The 15,876-nt window shown below is 32.9% G+C and carries 9 protein-coding genes, 1 tRNA gene and 2 pseudogenes; 3 read left to right on the forward strand and 9 right to left on the reverse strand.

All coding sequences use genetic code 11. The annotated features are described in order from the left end of the window. The 3 genes and pseudogenes from Q0C58_RS08950 to Q0C58_RS08960 form a co-directional block, all read right to left on the reverse strand. Nucleotides 1-345: pseudogene (locus Q0C58_RS08950) on the reverse strand (molybdopterin oxidoreductase); the annotation flags it as partial. A gap of 39 nt (nucleotides 346-384) precedes the next feature. After that, nucleotides 385-3,495: a TAT-variant-translocated molybdopterin oxidoreductase gene (locus Q0C58_RS08955; protein WP_290700290.1), complete on the reverse strand. Its 3,111-nt coding sequence runs from the start codon at nucleotides 3,493-3,495 to the stop codon at nucleotides 385-387. 76 nt (nucleotides 3,496-3,571) lie between these two features. Further along, nucleotides 3,572-4,873, reverse strand: coding sequence for a c-type cytochrome (locus Q0C58_RS08960; protein ID WP_290700294.1), 1,302 nt, complete (start codon nucleotides 4,871-4,873; stop codon nucleotides 3,572-3,574). 214 nt (nucleotides 4,874-5,087) lie between these two features. Between Q0C58_RS08960 and Q0C58_RS08965 the strand changes: the two genes are divergently transcribed. Continuing rightward, nucleotides 5,088-5,486: an SPOR domain-containing protein gene (locus Q0C58_RS08965; protein ID WP_290700296.1), complete on the forward strand. Its 399-nt coding sequence runs from the start codon at nucleotides 5,088-5,090 to the stop codon at nucleotides 5,484-5,486. Nucleotides 5,487-5,562: 76 nt separating this feature from the next. Here the strand turns inward: Q0C58_RS08965 and infB are convergent, their stop codons facing one another. The 4 genes from infB to Q0C58_RS08985 form a co-directional block, all read right to left on the reverse strand. Then, nucleotides 5,563-8,343, reverse strand: a complete 2,781-nt coding sequence (gene infB, locus Q0C58_RS08970; protein ID WP_290700299.1) for a translation initiation factor IF-2 — start codon at nucleotides 8,341-8,343, stop codon at nucleotides 5,563-5,565. Nucleotides 8,344-8,378: 35 nt separating this feature from the next. Next, nucleotides 8,379-9,611: a transcription termination factor NusA gene (nusA, locus tag Q0C58_RS08975; RefSeq protein ID WP_290700302.1), complete on the reverse strand. Its 1,233-nt coding sequence runs from the start codon at nucleotides 9,609-9,611 to the stop codon at nucleotides 8,379-8,381. A gap of 12 nt (nucleotides 9,612-9,623) precedes the next feature. Beyond that, a complete protein-coding gene (gene rimP / locus Q0C58_RS08980) occupies nucleotides 9,624-10,085 on the reverse strand; it encodes a ribosome assembly cofactor RimP (RefSeq protein ID WP_290700305.1) in 462 nt (153 codons plus the stop codon). Between the two features lie 527 nt (nucleotides 10,086-10,612). Continuing rightward, nucleotides 10,613-10,685 (reverse strand) — tRNA-Gln (locus tag Q0C58_RS08985). Between the two features lie 210 nt (nucleotides 10,686-10,895). Here Q0C58_RS08985 and Q0C58_RS08990 point away from each other — a divergent pair. Together Q0C58_RS08990 and Q0C58_RS08995 are read left to right on the forward strand one after the other, a co-directional pair. Then, nucleotides 10,896-14,387 carry a DUF2723 domain-containing protein gene (locus Q0C58_RS08990; protein ID WP_290700308.1) on the forward strand — a complete coding sequence of 1,164 codons (3,492 nt, stop codon included), beginning with the start codon at nucleotides 10,896-10,898 and terminating at the stop codon, nucleotides 14,385-14,387. Between the two features lie 2 nt (nucleotides 14,388-14,389). Further along, nucleotides 14,390-15,049, forward strand: a complete 660-nt coding sequence (locus Q0C58_RS08995) for a polysaccharide deacetylase family protein (RefSeq protein ID WP_290700317.1) — start codon at nucleotides 14,390-14,392, stop codon at nucleotides 15,047-15,049. A gap of 2 nt (nucleotides 15,050-15,051) precedes the next feature. On the opposite strand, the gene Q0C58_RS09000 is transcribed toward Q0C58_RS08995, so the two are convergent. After that, nucleotides 15,052-15,348, reverse strand: coding sequence for a thioredoxin family protein (locus Q0C58_RS09000; protein ID WP_290700320.1), 297 nt, complete (start codon nucleotides 15,346-15,348; stop codon nucleotides 15,052-15,054). Between the two features lie 87 nt (nucleotides 15,349-15,435). Beyond that, nucleotides 15,436-15,876 (reverse strand): annotated as a pseudogene (locus tag Q0C58_RS09005) (metallophosphoesterase); the annotation flags it as partial.

Genomic DNA, 15,876 nt, shown 5'->3' on the forward strand with positions numbered 1-15,876 from the left:
TGCAGAACGGTTAATTGCCATTCTCCATTTTTGACGGAATAATAATAGTACTGCAGAAATTAATGTTCCTGCGTGACCAATACCAACCCACCAAACAAAATTAGTAATATCCCAAGCCCAACCAACGGTCTTGTTTAATCCCCAAGTTCCAATTCCAGTAGAAATTGTATAAACCATACATCCAACTCCCCAAAGAAAAGCAGCTAATGCGATTGAAAATACAATCCACCAGTGTTTGTTTGCTCTTCCTTCTACAGGTGCTGCAATATCAACGGTTACATCGTGATACGATTTATTGCCTGTAACTAAAGGTCTTCTAATAGGTGCTTCGTAATGAGACGCCATAATCCTTTTATAAGTGTTCGTTAATTAATTTTTTTTATACTACGTGTTTCTCACTTTAGTATGATACTGAACATTAGGTTTAGTACCAACACTTTCTAATAAGTGATACATACGATCGTCTTCTAAAAGTTTTGCAACTTTACTTTCTTTATCGTTTATATCTCCAAATACCATTGCTCCATTGCTACATGCAGATGAACAAGCTGTTTGGAATTCTCCATCTTTAATAACACGTCCATCACGTTTTGCATCAAGAATTGTTTTTTGTGTTTTTTGAATACACATAGAACATTTTTCCATGACACCACGAGAACGTACTGTTACATCTGGATTAATAACCATTCTACCTAAGTCATCATTCATAAAGTAATCAAACTCATCGTTACCAGAATATAAGAACCAGTTAAAACGACGTACTTTATAAGGACAATTGTTTGCACAATATCTTGTACCTACACAACGGTTATAAGCCATATGATTTTGACCTTGACGACCATGAGATGTTGCTGCTACTGGACAAACAGTCTCACAAGGAGCATGATTACAGTGTTGACACATTACTGGTTGAAAAGCTACTTGTGGATTATCTGAAGGGATTTCTAATTCTCCAAATCCATCTAAAGAGCCATTATCACTAAATATTCCTAAACCATCGAAACCTTCTTTTTTAGCATCATCAGCAGAAAAAGACTCTTCAGAAGAATAGTATCTATCAATGCGTAACCAATGCATATCGCGACTTCTACGTATTTCTTCTTTACCTACTACAGGAACATTGTTTTCTGCATGACATGCAATAACACATGCTCCACAACCTGTACAAGCGTTTAAATCTATAGATAAGTTAAAGTGATGTCCTATAGAACGATCAAACTCATCCCATAAATCTACATCTGGTGATGTAACTTCAACTTCTTCATGATTTAAAGACACCATAGGAACTGCGTTCCACTCTTTCTTGTCTTTAGTATTAAAGATTTCTAGTGTTGTTTCTTTAATAATGTCTCCACGACCCATTAAAGTATTCTGTAATTGCACACATGCAAACTCGTGTAAATCTACACCGCTTACTTTAGTTACCGTTACATTTTGAATGTTATTAAAACCTTGGTATAATGCGTATGCATTAACACCTGTTTGCATTTCTTCTTTTAAACCTGCTTTTTTACCGTACCCAAACGCTAAACCAACAGACCCTTTAGCTTGTCCTGGTTGAATAATTACTGGAACAGTTAATTTGTTACCGTTAACAGTAATTTCTGCATAACTACCATTTAATGCACCTGTTGCTTCATGCTCGTTAACTAGCTCTAAAGCTTTAGCATCTGCTGCTGAAACTGTTAAATAGTTATCCCAAGAAGTTCTAGTAATTGGATCAGGAAATTCTTGTAACCAAGGATTATTAGCTTGCTGCCCATCTCCCATTCCTACCTTAGTGTATAAAGTAAGTTCCATTCCTTTTGCTTTTGCGCTAGCAGCTAATGCTCTAGCAGCATTTCCAGAAGGAGTTTCAACATTTTCTTCTGATGAAGCTTCAGTTGTATCTTCAATTACATCTCCAGAATATTTAGAAATATAAGAACCATCATGTAACGCTTGGTTGAATGATGCACCTCCTAATATATCTGAATTCCAAAGTGATTTAATATAATCGCTATACTTTTCATCTTTATCATTCCAAAGCAATAAAGCTTCTTGAAATTGTTTTGTATCAAATAAAGGACGAATAGTTGGTTGAATTAATCCGAAATGACCTTTCTTTAATTCTACATCTCCCCAACTTTCTAGATAGTGAGGTGCAGCTGCAATATATTGCGAAGCTAAAGCGGTCTCATCTGCTTTCATCGAGAAAGCAACAGATAATTCTGTATTTTTTAATCCTTCAGCAAAATCTGAAGCATTTGGTAATGTATATAATGGGTTTACACCACTCATAATAACAGCACCAACTTTACCTGCTTTCATATCTGCAACTAAAGTCATAACTGCCTTGTCATTTCCTTGTCTTGTTTTTATAGGTTTTTTAGGATTAAACGCTTTACTGTTTAGTTTTTGGTTAATCTCTAAAACAACCGTTTGTGCATTTACATCTTGAATACCTGTAACTACAACACCTACACTACCTGCTTTACTTAATTCTGAAGCAGTATCCTGTACAATTTTCTCAATATTTGCAGGTAAGTTTCCTGAAAAACTACCACCTACAATAAGACTATGTAATTTAGCTAAAGCTAATTTTTGTTGACTTGGTGTTAAAGGCACACGCTTGTCTGCATTTGCACCAGCAAGAGACATATTAGATTCAAATTGAATATGACGAGACATTTTACCTTTTGTAGGTACACGTCCTTGTGAATATCCAGAGTCAAATCCTCCACCTTGCCAATCGCCTAAGAAATCTGCACCAAAAGCAACAATTGTTGCAGCTAGTGAAAAATTATAATCGGCTAAACCTCTTTCGTTATATTTTGCTTGAAATGCATCTAATGCAGCAGACTCCGAAACAGCGTCATACACAACATGATTTACATTTCCATATTTTTCTTTAAATTCTGAAATTAATTTAGAAGTAGATGGACTTGCATATGTTTGTGTTAATAACACAATTTGCTTTCCACTACCTTTAATAGTATTTAATTTCTGAGTCGTTTCTGAAGTAAAAGCAGGCCATGAAATAGCAGCTTCGCCTTTCATTGGGCTTTTTACTCTTAAACTATCATATAACCCTAAAACTGAAGCGTTAACTCTTGCATTTGCTCCAGTACCTGTTGCACCAAGTTTGTTATTCTCAATCTTAATTGGACGACCTTCACGCGTTTTTACTAAAACACTTGCAAAATCAAAACCATCAGCAATTGTTGTTGCATAATAATTTGCAACACCAGGTATAATAGAATCTGGCTGCACTACATAAGGTATAGACTTAATTACTGGACCTTCACATGCTGCTAAAGATGCAGCAGCTGTACTAAAACCAACGTACTTTAAAAAATCACGACGCGTAGTAGAAGATCCTTCTAATGTTTCCTTGTCTCCAAGAAACTCATCTGTAGGAATTTCGTTTACAAACTCGTTTTGTTTTAGCGTCTCAACAATAGAGCTATCTTTTAGCTCTTCAACACTTTTCCAGTATTTCTTGTTTGATGACATATTATATAATTGAATTACTTCTTAATTTATTTTTTAAAAGTTTTCCGTCTTCGCGGAAAAGAAAACTACTCTAATCTTAGTAATGACACTTACCACATTCTAATCCACCCATCTGTGCAGCTGTTAATTGCTCAACACCATACTTTTTAGATAGTTGTTCGTGAATTTTAGTATAGTAATCGTTATCTTTTACTTTAACGTTTGTTTCTCTGTGACAATTAATACACCATCCCATTGTTAATGGAGCATATTGATACATTACTTCCATTTCTTCTACTGGACCATGACAGGTCTGGCACTCTACACCTGCAACAGATACGTGTTGTGAGTGATTGAAATAAGCGAAATCTGGTAAATTGTGTATTCTAGCCCATTTAACTGGTTTAGTAACACCTGTATATTTTTGTTCTGCATCATCCCAACCAACTGCAGTGTATAGTTTTTTGATTTCAGCATTATAATCTACACCATATTCTGCGATACCTTCAGACTGAACGCCTTCTGCTACTTCTGAAATTGACTTGTGACAATTCATACAAATATTTAAAGAAGGTATTCCAGAGTGTTTAGAAACTCTCGCTGACGAATGACAATATTTACAATCGATACCGTTTTCTCCTGCGTGAATTCTGTGCGAGTAATGAATTTCTTGCACTGGCTCGTAACCTTGGTTAACACCAACTTGCATAAAGAATCCATACACAAAGTATGCTGAAGCTAATAAAAAGAAAATTGCTGTAACTAATACTAAAAATTGATTTTCTACAAAAGCTTTCCAGATTGGAGTACGTTTTGTCTTTTCAGTTAAAACAACTCCTTTTTCATCTGCAAAACGACGCAAAGTTTTATTAACTAAAAATAAAGCTCCTGCTAATAAAGCGAACAATAATGCTAGTGCTCCTAAAATTAAACCGTTTGAATTTGTATCAGAATCAGGATTAACATTCGTTCCACCATCTGGTCCTGGAGTAGGAATTTTTTCTTTTTTAGGCTCAGCAGTATAAGCCAGTATATTATCAATATCTATATTAGATAATTGAGGAAAGGCAGTCATTGCAGTACCATTGTATTCTTTATAAATCTTATTTGCGTAAGCATCACCAGATTTAATCATTCCTGCACTATTCTTGATCCACGCGTAAAACCACTGTCTATCAAGACCTTCTTCTTCAGATAAGCGCGTCTCAACATTACGTAATGCTGGACCAGTCATTTTCTTGTCTAATTTATGACAAGACGCACAGTTTGCATTAAATAATGCTTTACCTGCTGCTGCATCACCATCTTGTGCTGAAAGCGTAGTAGAAAACGTTAGTAAAAAAATTAAGATTAAATGAAGAATATTAATGCCTAACTTGCGGTGAATCACCTGTTTCATATTATATATTTAATTTACTTCTAAATTTTGGCACGATTTTTTCGTTTAAAGTCTAAAAAATGAACCTATAAAATCTTTTACAAAAGTAAGACTTAAACTCCATTTCTAAAATCTTAACGAAGTCTTAATTACTAATTTAGAGAAATTCTAAATAAGAAAATACCTTTTTATTTCGTTTAATACTTTTACATTTGTAATAAATAAATAATAAAACATGAATTCTAGATTTCTAAAAACCTTTTGTTTGTCTCTAGCCTTAACGCTTACAAGCAGTATTGTTTTAGCCCAACAAGGCACTGTTGTTGTTAATCAAGATCCAGAAATAACAACTTTGTTAAAGTTGAAAAAACAGATAAATAGTGAGGATGAAGATAGTGATCGCTATAAAATTCAGATTTATTCTGGTTCTAGAACTCAAGCTGAAAGTGTAGAAAACAGCTTTGATAATTCTTTTAACTCATGGTCTTCTAAACTGGTTTATGAAACTCCAAATTATAAAATTTGGGTTGGTAGTTTTAGAAAGCGCATTGAGGCAGAACGTGCGTTAAAGGAAATTAATAAAAAATTCCCTACTGGCACTTTTATTTTTAAGCCGAAGAAAAAAAACAAATAAAAATACTGTAGAATAAAAAAGCCGTTTTCAATTACTTGAAAACGGCTTTTTTGTTATCTATGGTTAAGAAATTTAATTACTTAAGTTTCTTCTTTACTTCTACTTCATGGAATGCTTCAATTACATCACCTTCTTTAATATCGTTGTAGTTTTTAATTTGCATACCACAATCATATCCTTTACCAACTTCCTTAACATCGTCTTTAAATCGTTTTAAAGAGGCTAATTCGCCTGTATAGAATACAACGCCATCACGTATTAAACGTATTTGAGAGTTTCTAAATATTTTACCATTCATTACCATACAACCTGCAATACTTCCAACTTTAGTAACCTTAAAGATTTCTCTAATTTCTGCAGTACCTGTAATCTCTTCTTTAAGCTCTGGAGATAACATACCTTCCATTGCATCTTTAAGATCGTTAATAGCATCGTAAATAATAGAATATGTTCTAATATCTACTTCTTCTCTGTCTGCAATAACTCTTGCATTTCCTACTGGACGTACATTAAATCCTATAATAATGGCATCTGAAGCTGTTGCTAACAATACATCGCTTTCTGTAATTGCTCCTACACCTTTGTGTAAGATATTTACTTGAATTTCTTCTGTAGATAGTTTCTGGAAAGAATCTGTTAAAGCTTCAACAGAACCATCAACATCACCTTTAAGGATAATATTTAATTCTTTAAACGTACCTAATGCAATACGACGACCAATTTCTGCAAGTGTTAATGTTTTAGTAGTACGAACATCTTGCTCACGTTGTAATTGCATACGTTTTGTTGCAATTTGTTTAGCTTCACGCTCGTCTGCAAAGACATTAAACTTATCACCTGCTTGTGGTGCTCCATCTAATCCTAAGATTGATACTGGTATTGAAGGACCAGCTGCTTCAACGTCGTTTCCACGTTCGTCTTGCATAGCCTTAATTTTACCACTGTTTTTTCCTGCTAATACGTAATCACCAATTCTTAGCGTTCCTGCTTGTACTAATATTGTTGAAACGTATCCACGACCTTTGTCTAAGAATGCTTCTACAACTGTACCAACTGCTGGCTTATTTGGATTTGCTTTAAGCTCTAATAATTCTGCTTCAAGTAATACTTTTTCTAATAATTCCTTAACACCAGTTCCTACTTTTGCTGAAATATCGTGAGATTGAATTTTCCCTCCCCAATCTTCAACTAAAAGATTCATTTGCGCTAATCCTTCTTTAATCTTTTCTGGATTTGCATCTGGTTTATCTATTTTATTTATTGCAAACACTATTGGCACTCCTGCAGCTTGTGCGTGAGAAATTGCTTCTTTTGTTTGCGGCATAATATCATCGTCTGCTGCTGCTACAATAATAGCTATATCTGTTACTTGAGCACCACGTGCACGCATGGCTGTAAAAGCCTCGTGACCTGGAGTATCTAAAAATGCTATTTTTTGTCCGCTTTCTAATTGTACACCATAAGCTCCAATGTGTTGTGTAATTCCACCAGATTCTCCTGCGATTACGTTTTCTTGACGAATGTAATCTAGAAGTGATGTTTTACCATGATCTACATGTCCCATTACTGTTACAATAGGTGCGCGTTCTATTAAATCTTCTGGTTGATCTTCAACTTCAACAATTGATTCTTCGATATCTGCAGTTACAAATTCTACTTTATAACCAAATTCCTCTGCTACAATAGTTAATGTTTCGGCATCTAAACGCTGATTCATTGTTACCATCATACCAAGAGACATACATGCTGAGATAATTTCGGTTACTCCAACATCCATCATAGTAGCAACTTCACTAGAAGTAACAAATTCTGTTACTTTTAGAATTTTACTTTCTGCTGCTTCGATTTGCTCATCGATTTCAGTCTGCTCTCTGTGTTTATCTCTTTTATCTCTTCTGTTTTTAGCACCTCTTCCTTTGCTAGATTTACCTTGTAATTTTTCAAGTGTTTCTCTTACTTGTTTTTTTACATCCTCTTCGGTAGGTTCTACTTTTACAATAGTACGTCGACCTTGTCCAGGTTTACCTTTAAACCTATCGTTTCCGCCACGATTGTTACCTCCTCTAGAACCTCCAGTTCCTGGTTTATTATCTCCTGGTTTAGAAATACGTCGACGTTTTTTCTTATTGGCATCATCACCTTTTTTAACAACCTCTTTCTTTTTCTTAGGCTTATTAAATTGAGATAAATCGATTTTTTTACCTGCAATTTTAGGACCTGTAAGTTTTTTGTATTGTGTTTCTACTGTCTCTGGTTCTGGACTCTCTTCAGTTTTATCTCCTTCGGCAGTAATTTCTTTTTCTACTATTTTAGGTTCAACTTTTTTAGAATCAGCCTTTTTCTCTTGAGTATTATTATCTTCTACTTTCTTTGGTGCAGTTTCTTTTTTAAGTGGAGCTTTAGCTTCTACTTTGTCTTCCTTTTTAGAAGATTCAGCTTTGACTTTAACTTCTTTCACCTCTTCTTTTGGCTCTTTCTTTTTAGGAGCTAAGTCTATTTTACCAACTTTTTTAGGTCCTTCAAGTGTTTTGGAAGCTTTTATAACTTCTTCTGCTTTGGCTTTGGCAACAGCAGCTTTAGCATCTTCTTCTTTTTGCTTAGCTTCTAATTCTTTCTCACGTTTAATACGTATGTCTTCCTTTTCTTTAAGCTTAGCTTCACTAACTGCTTGAGACTTAACTTTCTTGCCAGCGTCTGTTTCGAATTCGTCTGAAAGAATTTTATAAGTTGCTTCAGAAATTTTCGTAGTCGGACGCTTCTCTATATCGACACCTTTGGAATCTAAAAATTCCACAGCACGATCCAGAGAGATGTTAAGCTCACGTAGTACTTTGTTTAATCTAATCGTTTCAGCCATAAATTGCCTTTACCTTAATTTTACTCAAATATATGTTAATCTTCGAATTCTTCCTTAAGAATTCTAATAACATCTAATATTGTTTCTTCTTCTAAATCTGTTCTCTTTACTAAATCTGCAACGTCTTGTTCTAATACACTCTTTGCTGTATCTAAACCTGCTTTGCTAAATTCTTTAATTACCCAAGCTTCAATCTCATCAGAGAATTCTCTTAATTCCACATCTTCTTCTGCACCTTCTCTAAACACATCAATCTCGTAACCTGTAAGCTTTCCTGCTAGACGAATGTTGTGACCTCCACGACCAATAGCCTTGCTTACTTCCTCTGGTTTTAATATTGCTTCTGCACGTTTGTTTTCTTCATCAATTTTAATTGATGTAACACGCGCTGGACTTAATGCCCTTGTAATGTATAATTGTAAGTTATTAGTATAATTAATAACATCTATATTTTCGTTTCCTAATTCGCGAACAATACCATGAATTCTAGAACCTTTCATACCTACACAAGCTCCAACAGGATCTATTCTATCATCGTAAGAATCTACAGCTACTTTTGCTTTTTCACCTGGAATTCTTACTACATTTTTTATAGTAATTAAACCATCAAATACTTCAGGAATTTCAGACTCAAACAACTTTTCTAAAAACTTAGGAGATGTACGGGACATTATAATTGCTGGCTTGTTTCCTTTTAATTCTACACTATCAATAACACCTCTTACATTGTCTCCTTTTCTGAAGAAATCTGAAGGTATTTGCTTGTCTTTTGGTAATATAATTTCATTACCATCATCGTCTAACAAAATAACTGCTCTGTGTCTGATATGGTGAACTTCGGCAGTATATAAATCACCTTCAAGTTCTTTAAAGTGTTTAAATATATTTGTATTATCGTGTTCGTAAATTTTAGAAATTAAATTTTGACGTAGTGCTAAAATTGCACGACGACCAAGATCTATAAGCTTTACTTCTTGAGAGACATCTTCTCCAACTTCAAAATCAGGCTCAATTTTTCTAGCGGCAGATAATGAAATTTCTTGATTTGGTTCTTCTACTTCTCCATCTGCAACAACGATTCTATTTCTCCAGATTTCTAAATCTCCTTTATCTGGGTTAATAATAATATCGAAGTTATCATCATCTCCAAACTTCTTTTTTAATGCATTTCTAAATACATCTTCTAAAATCGCCATTAGCGTAACACGATCTATTAGTTTATCGTCTTTAAATTCTGAAAATGACTCAATTAACGCTATATTTTCCATTATTCTTCTGAATTAAAATTTTATCATAACTTTTGCTTCTACAATATCGTTGAAAGCTATTTTTGCATTTTTTTTAACCGTAACCTTACCTTTTCCAACGGGCTTTGGTTCTCTTGCTTTCCATGTCAATTCTATACCTTCTTCTGAAACATTTATTAATTCTGCTTCGATATTTTCAGTTTGTGTTTTAACCTCTAATGTTCTACCAATATTTCTATTAAATTGCCTTGGTAATGTTAAAGCAGCAGCAGCTCCTGCTGAAGCTACTTCTAAAGAAAAATCATGCTCTTCTCTATCAATATTATGCTCGATTGCTCTACTAATAAAAATACAGTCTTCTACTTTTACACCGTTATCTCCATCTATAATTATATTTATTGATTGGTCGTTAGAAATCGTAAAATCGATTAAAAACAAATCGGTTCTTTCTTCTAAAGCTTCGTGCAATAAATCTTTTACTGTGGTATTGAACATTTTTAAGTATAAAAAGAGCGGACTTTTCGTCCGCTCACATTCATTTTTCTTACAACGATGCAAATATACGTAGTTTTTATTAATTTTCATAAAAAACCAAAGCAGACTTTTACTTTTATTAAAAAAATTAATTTAAGTTGACTTATGGTCGTTATTTTAAACAGTAATCACAAAAGTAAAAATTAGTGAATTTGTTGAAGGCACAAACTTTACAAATTACACAACAAACACAAATTAATAACGAAACTGCGGAAATTAAGAAACTCTAAATTTTTAGCACATTTATAAATTTAGCTATTATTGGAATTAACAATCTATGAAAGACAAAGGACTTCGTGTTTTTTTTTAAATGGAAGTTTAAGCGAGAATCTTTTTAATCACACCAAAAGACCACTAATAAACTTTAAAATATATTAATCTAGCATTACAATTATTTAATTAAGTCTATAATTCTAGAGCCTTTTTTTTATTGATTATTTATTAAAAACAAAAAATCCTAATACATAAATTGTATTAGGATTACTTTGTTGGCCCACTAGGTCTCGAACCTAGACTCTTCAGTACCAAAAACTGACGTGTTACCAGTTACACCATAGGCCAATATTTTGTAACAGGTTGCAAATTTAAAACAAAGTTTTATTTGCGCAAACATTTTACAGTAAAATAATTTTTATTTTTTATCGTTTTTATAAAAAATAGCGCTAGATGTATAAAAATGGGTTGTTTCGAGCGAAACCCATTAAGAAAAATTTATCATTCTTGTTTAATATTTATTAGTAAATTCGCCATTATAATAATCAAACCACGAATATGACGTTTTCAAACTTTAAAAAATGGAACAATATCTTAGGATGGTTCGCTTTTTTAATTGCATTAATAACTTACAGTCTAACAGTAGAACCAACCGTTAGTTATTGGGATGCTGGAGAATATATTTTAACCTCTGCTAAACTACAGGTTGGCCATCCACCTGGAGCGCCATTGTTTCAAATGTTAGGTGCATTTTTCTCTACGTTTGCTATTTCACCAGAAAATATTGGTTTAATGCTCAATATGTTAAGTGCTGTTTCTAGTGCTTTTACTATCTTGTTTATGTTCTGGAGTATTTCATTATTACTTCAAAAAATGATTTTTACTGAAGAATTCACAAGCTCTAAAGCCTATGCTATTATTGGAAGTGCCTTAGTTGGTAGTTTAAGCTTTGCATTTACCGATTCTTTTTGGTTTAACGCTGTAGAGACCGAAGTTTACGCAATGGCAACATTGTTAATGTCTATTTTATTTTACTGTGCTTTACGTTGGGATTTCGATATGCATAATCCTAGAGGAAACCGCTGGTTAATTCTTATAGCCTTTATTATTGGGCTTTCTTTTGGTGTTCACTTTATGGGATTATTAACTATTCCTGCTATTGGATTAATTTATTACTTTAAAAATTACAAACAAGTTACCCTTATTAATTTTATTCTTGCTAACGTTATCTCTATTGCTGTACTATTATTTATTTTCAAATTATTAGCGCCAAATATACTTAGGTTCTTTAGTGTTCTAGAAATTTTCTTTATTAATACTATTGGCTTGCCTTTTAATTCTGGATCAATAATCGCTGGAATTTTACTAATTGTAGCCATTTATTTTAGTTTAAAATATACTAGAGAAAAAGGGCTTAAACATATTAACACTGGAATTCTTTGCATAACATTTGTAATCATTGGTTTCTCTTCTTGGTTAATGCTACCCATTAGAGCTAATGCAGATGTTGTAATTAATGAAAACAACCCTTCAAGCGCTAGAGAACTTTTAGCTTATTATAATTTAGAGCAATACCCAAAAACGCATTTATTTTATGGTCCATTATTTACAGACCAATATTCTGGATTAAATGAGAATAAAGAAGATACTTACAGAGATGATAAGCCTAAATACGAAAAAGATTTAGAGCAAGGCAAGTACGTAATCGTTAATGATTATAAAGATGCTGTACAAAATTACAATTATGACCATGCTGCAGTTTTACCAAGAATGTGGAGTGGTGAGCATGCAGAAAACTACATGCTATTTTCTGGATTTTTAGATTACTCAGTAAAAGAACGCTTTAATGTTGATCCTTTTACAGAAAAGAAAATTGCTGCCTTTATTGAAAAATACCAGCAAGATCAATTAACAGAACGTGAGTACGACGAGTTCATGTCTATTTATGGTGAAAAACTCAATATTTCTTTGAGTCCGAGAATACAAAAAGATGTTACTTTTATTAAGCAATTTAAAAGTGAAGTTGCTAAAGGAAATGTAGATTACGAAGGCTATCATCGTTTTCTAAAAGAATATGGTGCAGAATATTTAGATATCGAAAAACCTTCTTTTGTAGATACTACAGCATATTTATTTCAATACCAATTAGGTTATATGTATTGGCGTTATTTTATGTGGAATTTCACAGGGCGACAAGATGATATTCAAGGCGAATACAATAATCACGGAAATTGGATAAGTGGTATTGATGCTTTTGATGCTATTCATTTAGGGCAATCTCAAGACAATTTACCAAGTGATGTTAAAAATAATAAAGCGAGAAACACTTATTATTTTCTTCCGCTTATTTTAGGGCTTATTGGGCTCTTCTTCTTATTCAATAAAGACAAAAAAACCTTTTGGGTACTTTTAGTATTCTTCCTATTTACAGGTATTGCTATACAAGTTTACACCAATGTTAGACCTTTTGAACCTCGCGAACGTGACTACTCTGTAGTTGGTTCTTTCTATGTCTTTGCTATTTGGATAGGTTTTAGCGTTTATGGTATTTTCGAATTCTTTAAAAATAAAGTAAAAAGCACTGCTTTACCTCTAGTTATTACTGGAGTCTGTTTATTAATTGCACCATTAATTTTAGCAGTTAATAACTGGGACGACCATGATAGATCTGGAAAATACACAGCTTTATCTATGGCAAAAAAGTATTTAGATTCTTGCGGTGAAAATGCTATTCTATTCTCCATTGGCGATAATGATACGTTTGCACTATGGTACGCACAAGAAATTGAAAATTACAGAACAGATGTACGTGTGGTTAATACTAGTTTATTTCAAACTGACTGGTATATAGATCAAATGAAACGCAAGGCTTACGATAGTGATCCAATTCCTTCTCAATTAACACATGACAAATATAAATTTGGCACAAGAGATTATATTAGGAAAGCAATTTATTATAGAGATCCAAAAACAGATGAAGCCAAACCTACCTTTAGTCGTGATACTTTAATGATTAAAGAATTTTTAGATTTTGTCTCTAGTGACAACCCTAAAACTAAAATGAAAAGGATTGCTCAATTACAAGATGAAGATGTTGATCAATATCCATCTCAATATTTGAATACTAATTATTTTCCAGTAGAACACATTCGTGTTCCTGTAAATAAAGAGAATGCTATTAAATACGGCATAGTAAAGCAAAAAGATGCAGATTCTATTGTTGACTATATAGACATTAAAATTAAAGAGAGTGCTATTCCTAGAAACCGTTTATTAATGCTTGACATTGTTGGCAATAACGATTGGAAACGCCCTATTTACTTTACAGGTGGTGCTTTTGGTGAAGACGATTATATCTGGATGAAAGACTACCTTCAACTCGATGGTATGGTTTATAAATTAGTACCAATAAAAACACCTACAGATCGTGCTAATCCTTTTGATATGGGTCGCGTAGATAGTGAGTTTATGTACAATAAAGTAAAAGCTTGGGATTGGGGAAACAGTGGTAGCGACGACATTTACCATGATCCAGAAACACGTAAAAACTCGATTACTTACAGAGGTAATTTAGCGCGTTTAATGGAAAAATTAATTCAAGAAGAAAAACTAGATAAAGCTGAGAACATTGCAGATATTGCTATGGAAAATATGCCTGTAGATAAATTTGGGTATTACACACTTTTAGAACCATACATTAGTGGTTATTTTGAAGTTGGTGCAGACGACAAAGCAAGACAACTATTTAAAGATGTTTCTGTAAAATACCAAGAAAATCTAACCTATTACAGTGAATTAACAGAAGATAACCAGATTAAAAATGCTCAAGAAATCTATACAGATATTGAGCGCTACAGAGCACTTATTGTTGTGTTAATAGAATACGACGAAGACTTTGCTGAAAAAGAATTTATCGCTTTTGATAATTACCAGAGGTTATTTGAAAATTTATTTCCAAGTGAAGACCCTCAACTAAGAGAAGAACGCGACATTAATAGAGATAGCAGCATTCCTAATATTGAGCCTACTGCTCTAGAAATAGAAGAATAACTATGCGATTTATTCCTATTAAAACGCCAAGTTTTATAAAACGAATTTTCCCAAACTATGTTTGGGATTTTTCGTCTAAAGACAAAATTTTATACCTCACTTTCGATGATGGTCCTACACCAGAAATAACACATTGGACGCTAAACACACTTAAAAAACACAATGCTAAAGCCACTTTTTTTTGCATTGGCAATAACGTTGCAAAACATCCAGATATTTTTAATGCTATTTTAAATGAAGGACATAGTATTGGTAACCACACACAAGATCATTTAAAAGGTTGGAAAAATTCAACTAAAAAATTTTTAGAAAATGTTGTAAAAGCTGATGCTATTATAAATAAAGAATTAAAAACGAGTTCTCAAAAAGTGAGTTTGTTTAGACCTCCTTTTGGACAGTTAAAGAAAAGTCAAGGAAAAGCTATAATACAATTAGGCTATAAAATTATTATGTGGAGTGTTGTGCCTTTTGACTGGGAACAAAAAATATCAAAAGAGCAATGCTTAAAAAATGTTATTAGTAAAGCCTCTATAAAAAACAATATTATAGTGTTTCATGATAGTGTAAAAGCCTCTAGAAATATGATGTATGCTCTCCCAAAAGTATTGGAGCATTTTAGCAAAAAAGGATACGCTTTTGAAGCTATTTCTATGTCAAATTAATTTTAGACAAAGTCTTGAATTATAGCAATTAATGTATTAGCATCCTGCGCTCCACTTTGCCTCCATTTCATTTCACCATTTTTATAAATAATTAAAGTTGGTAAACTTTTAACGCGTAAAGCTTCAGATAATTCTTTGTTTTTATCAATATCAATCTTAATTACTTTAGCCTTGTCGCCAAGTGCTGCAGCTACATCTCTAAGTACAGGATGCATAGCTGTAGATTGTTCATTCCACTCTGTAAAAAAATCTAGTAAAACTGGAATGTTGACATCTATTAATTCTCCAAATTTTGACATTTTTTAAAGTATTAGTTTAAAATGGTTAATGTAAATCTACAATTTTTTAACAATTTATAGATTTACGGCTTTTAATTTAAGAGGCTATTAAACAACTTTCGTGCCTTTTTTAAGTGTAATCACTGTTACTTCTGGCCAAATACCAATACGTCCAGGAAATGCTAAATACCCAAAACCTCTGTTTACATGTAAAAATTTACCAGTAACTTCATACATTCCAGCCCATTTTGGATAACGGTATTTTACAGGACTCCATTTTATGCCTAACGATGGAACTTCTATACCAAACTGCATACCATGCGTATGTCCTGCTAAAGTTAAATGAATATGCTTCTTGTAATTAATAATATTAGTTTCATCTGTTATTACATCGTGGCTATTTCTATCTGTTTTATTAAGTTCCATTTTATCATAATCAAAATGCGATGGATCGTGAGACATTAAAATATTAAAATCATTATCTCCAATAGTTTTAGTAGCCTCGTTTAAGCTTCCTCGCTTAGGAAAATGACGTGAAGCTCCCCAATT

It is taken from the genome of Lacinutrix sp. (genome assembly GCF_023299985.1).
Classification (GTDB): Bacteria; Bacteroidota; Bacteroidia; order Flavobacteriales; family Flavobacteriaceae; genus Lacinutrix.

Excerpts from the sequence above, each read along its gene's own strand:
- Q0C58_RS08955 (WP_290700290.1), bottom strand. The coding sequence starts at position 3,495 with ATGTCATCAAACAAGAAATACTGGAAAAGTGTTGAAGAGCTAAAAGAT.
- Q0C58_RS08960 (WP_290700294.1), bottom strand. The coding sequence starts at position 4,873 with ATGAAACAGGTGATTCACCGCAAGTTAGGCATTAATATTCTTCATTTA.
- Q0C58_RS08965 (WP_290700296.1), top strand. The coding sequence starts at position 5,088 with ATGAATTCTAGATTTCTAAAAACCTTTTGTTTGTCTCTAGCCTTAACG.
- infB (WP_290700299.1), bottom strand. The coding sequence starts at position 8,343 with ATGGCTGAAACGATTAGATTAAACAAAGTACTACGTGAGCTTAACATC.
- nusA (WP_290700302.1), bottom strand. The coding sequence starts at position 9,611 with ATGGAAAATATAGCGTTAATTGAGTCATTTTCAGAATTTAAAGACGAT.
- rimP (WP_290700305.1), bottom strand. The coding sequence starts at position 10,085 with ATGTTCAATACCACAGTAAAAGATTTATTGCACGAAGCTTTAGAAGAA.
- Q0C58_RS08990 (WP_290700308.1), top strand. The coding sequence starts at position 10,896 with ATGACGTTTTCAAACTTTAAAAAATGGAACAATATCTTAGGATGGTTC.
- Q0C58_RS08995 (WP_290700317.1), top strand. The coding sequence starts at position 14,390 with ATGCGATTTATTCCTATTAAAACGCCAAGTTTTATAAAACGAATTTTC.
- Q0C58_RS09000 (WP_290700320.1), bottom strand. The coding sequence starts at position 15,348 with ATGTCAAAATTTGGAGAATTAATAGATGTCAACATTCCAGTTTTACTA.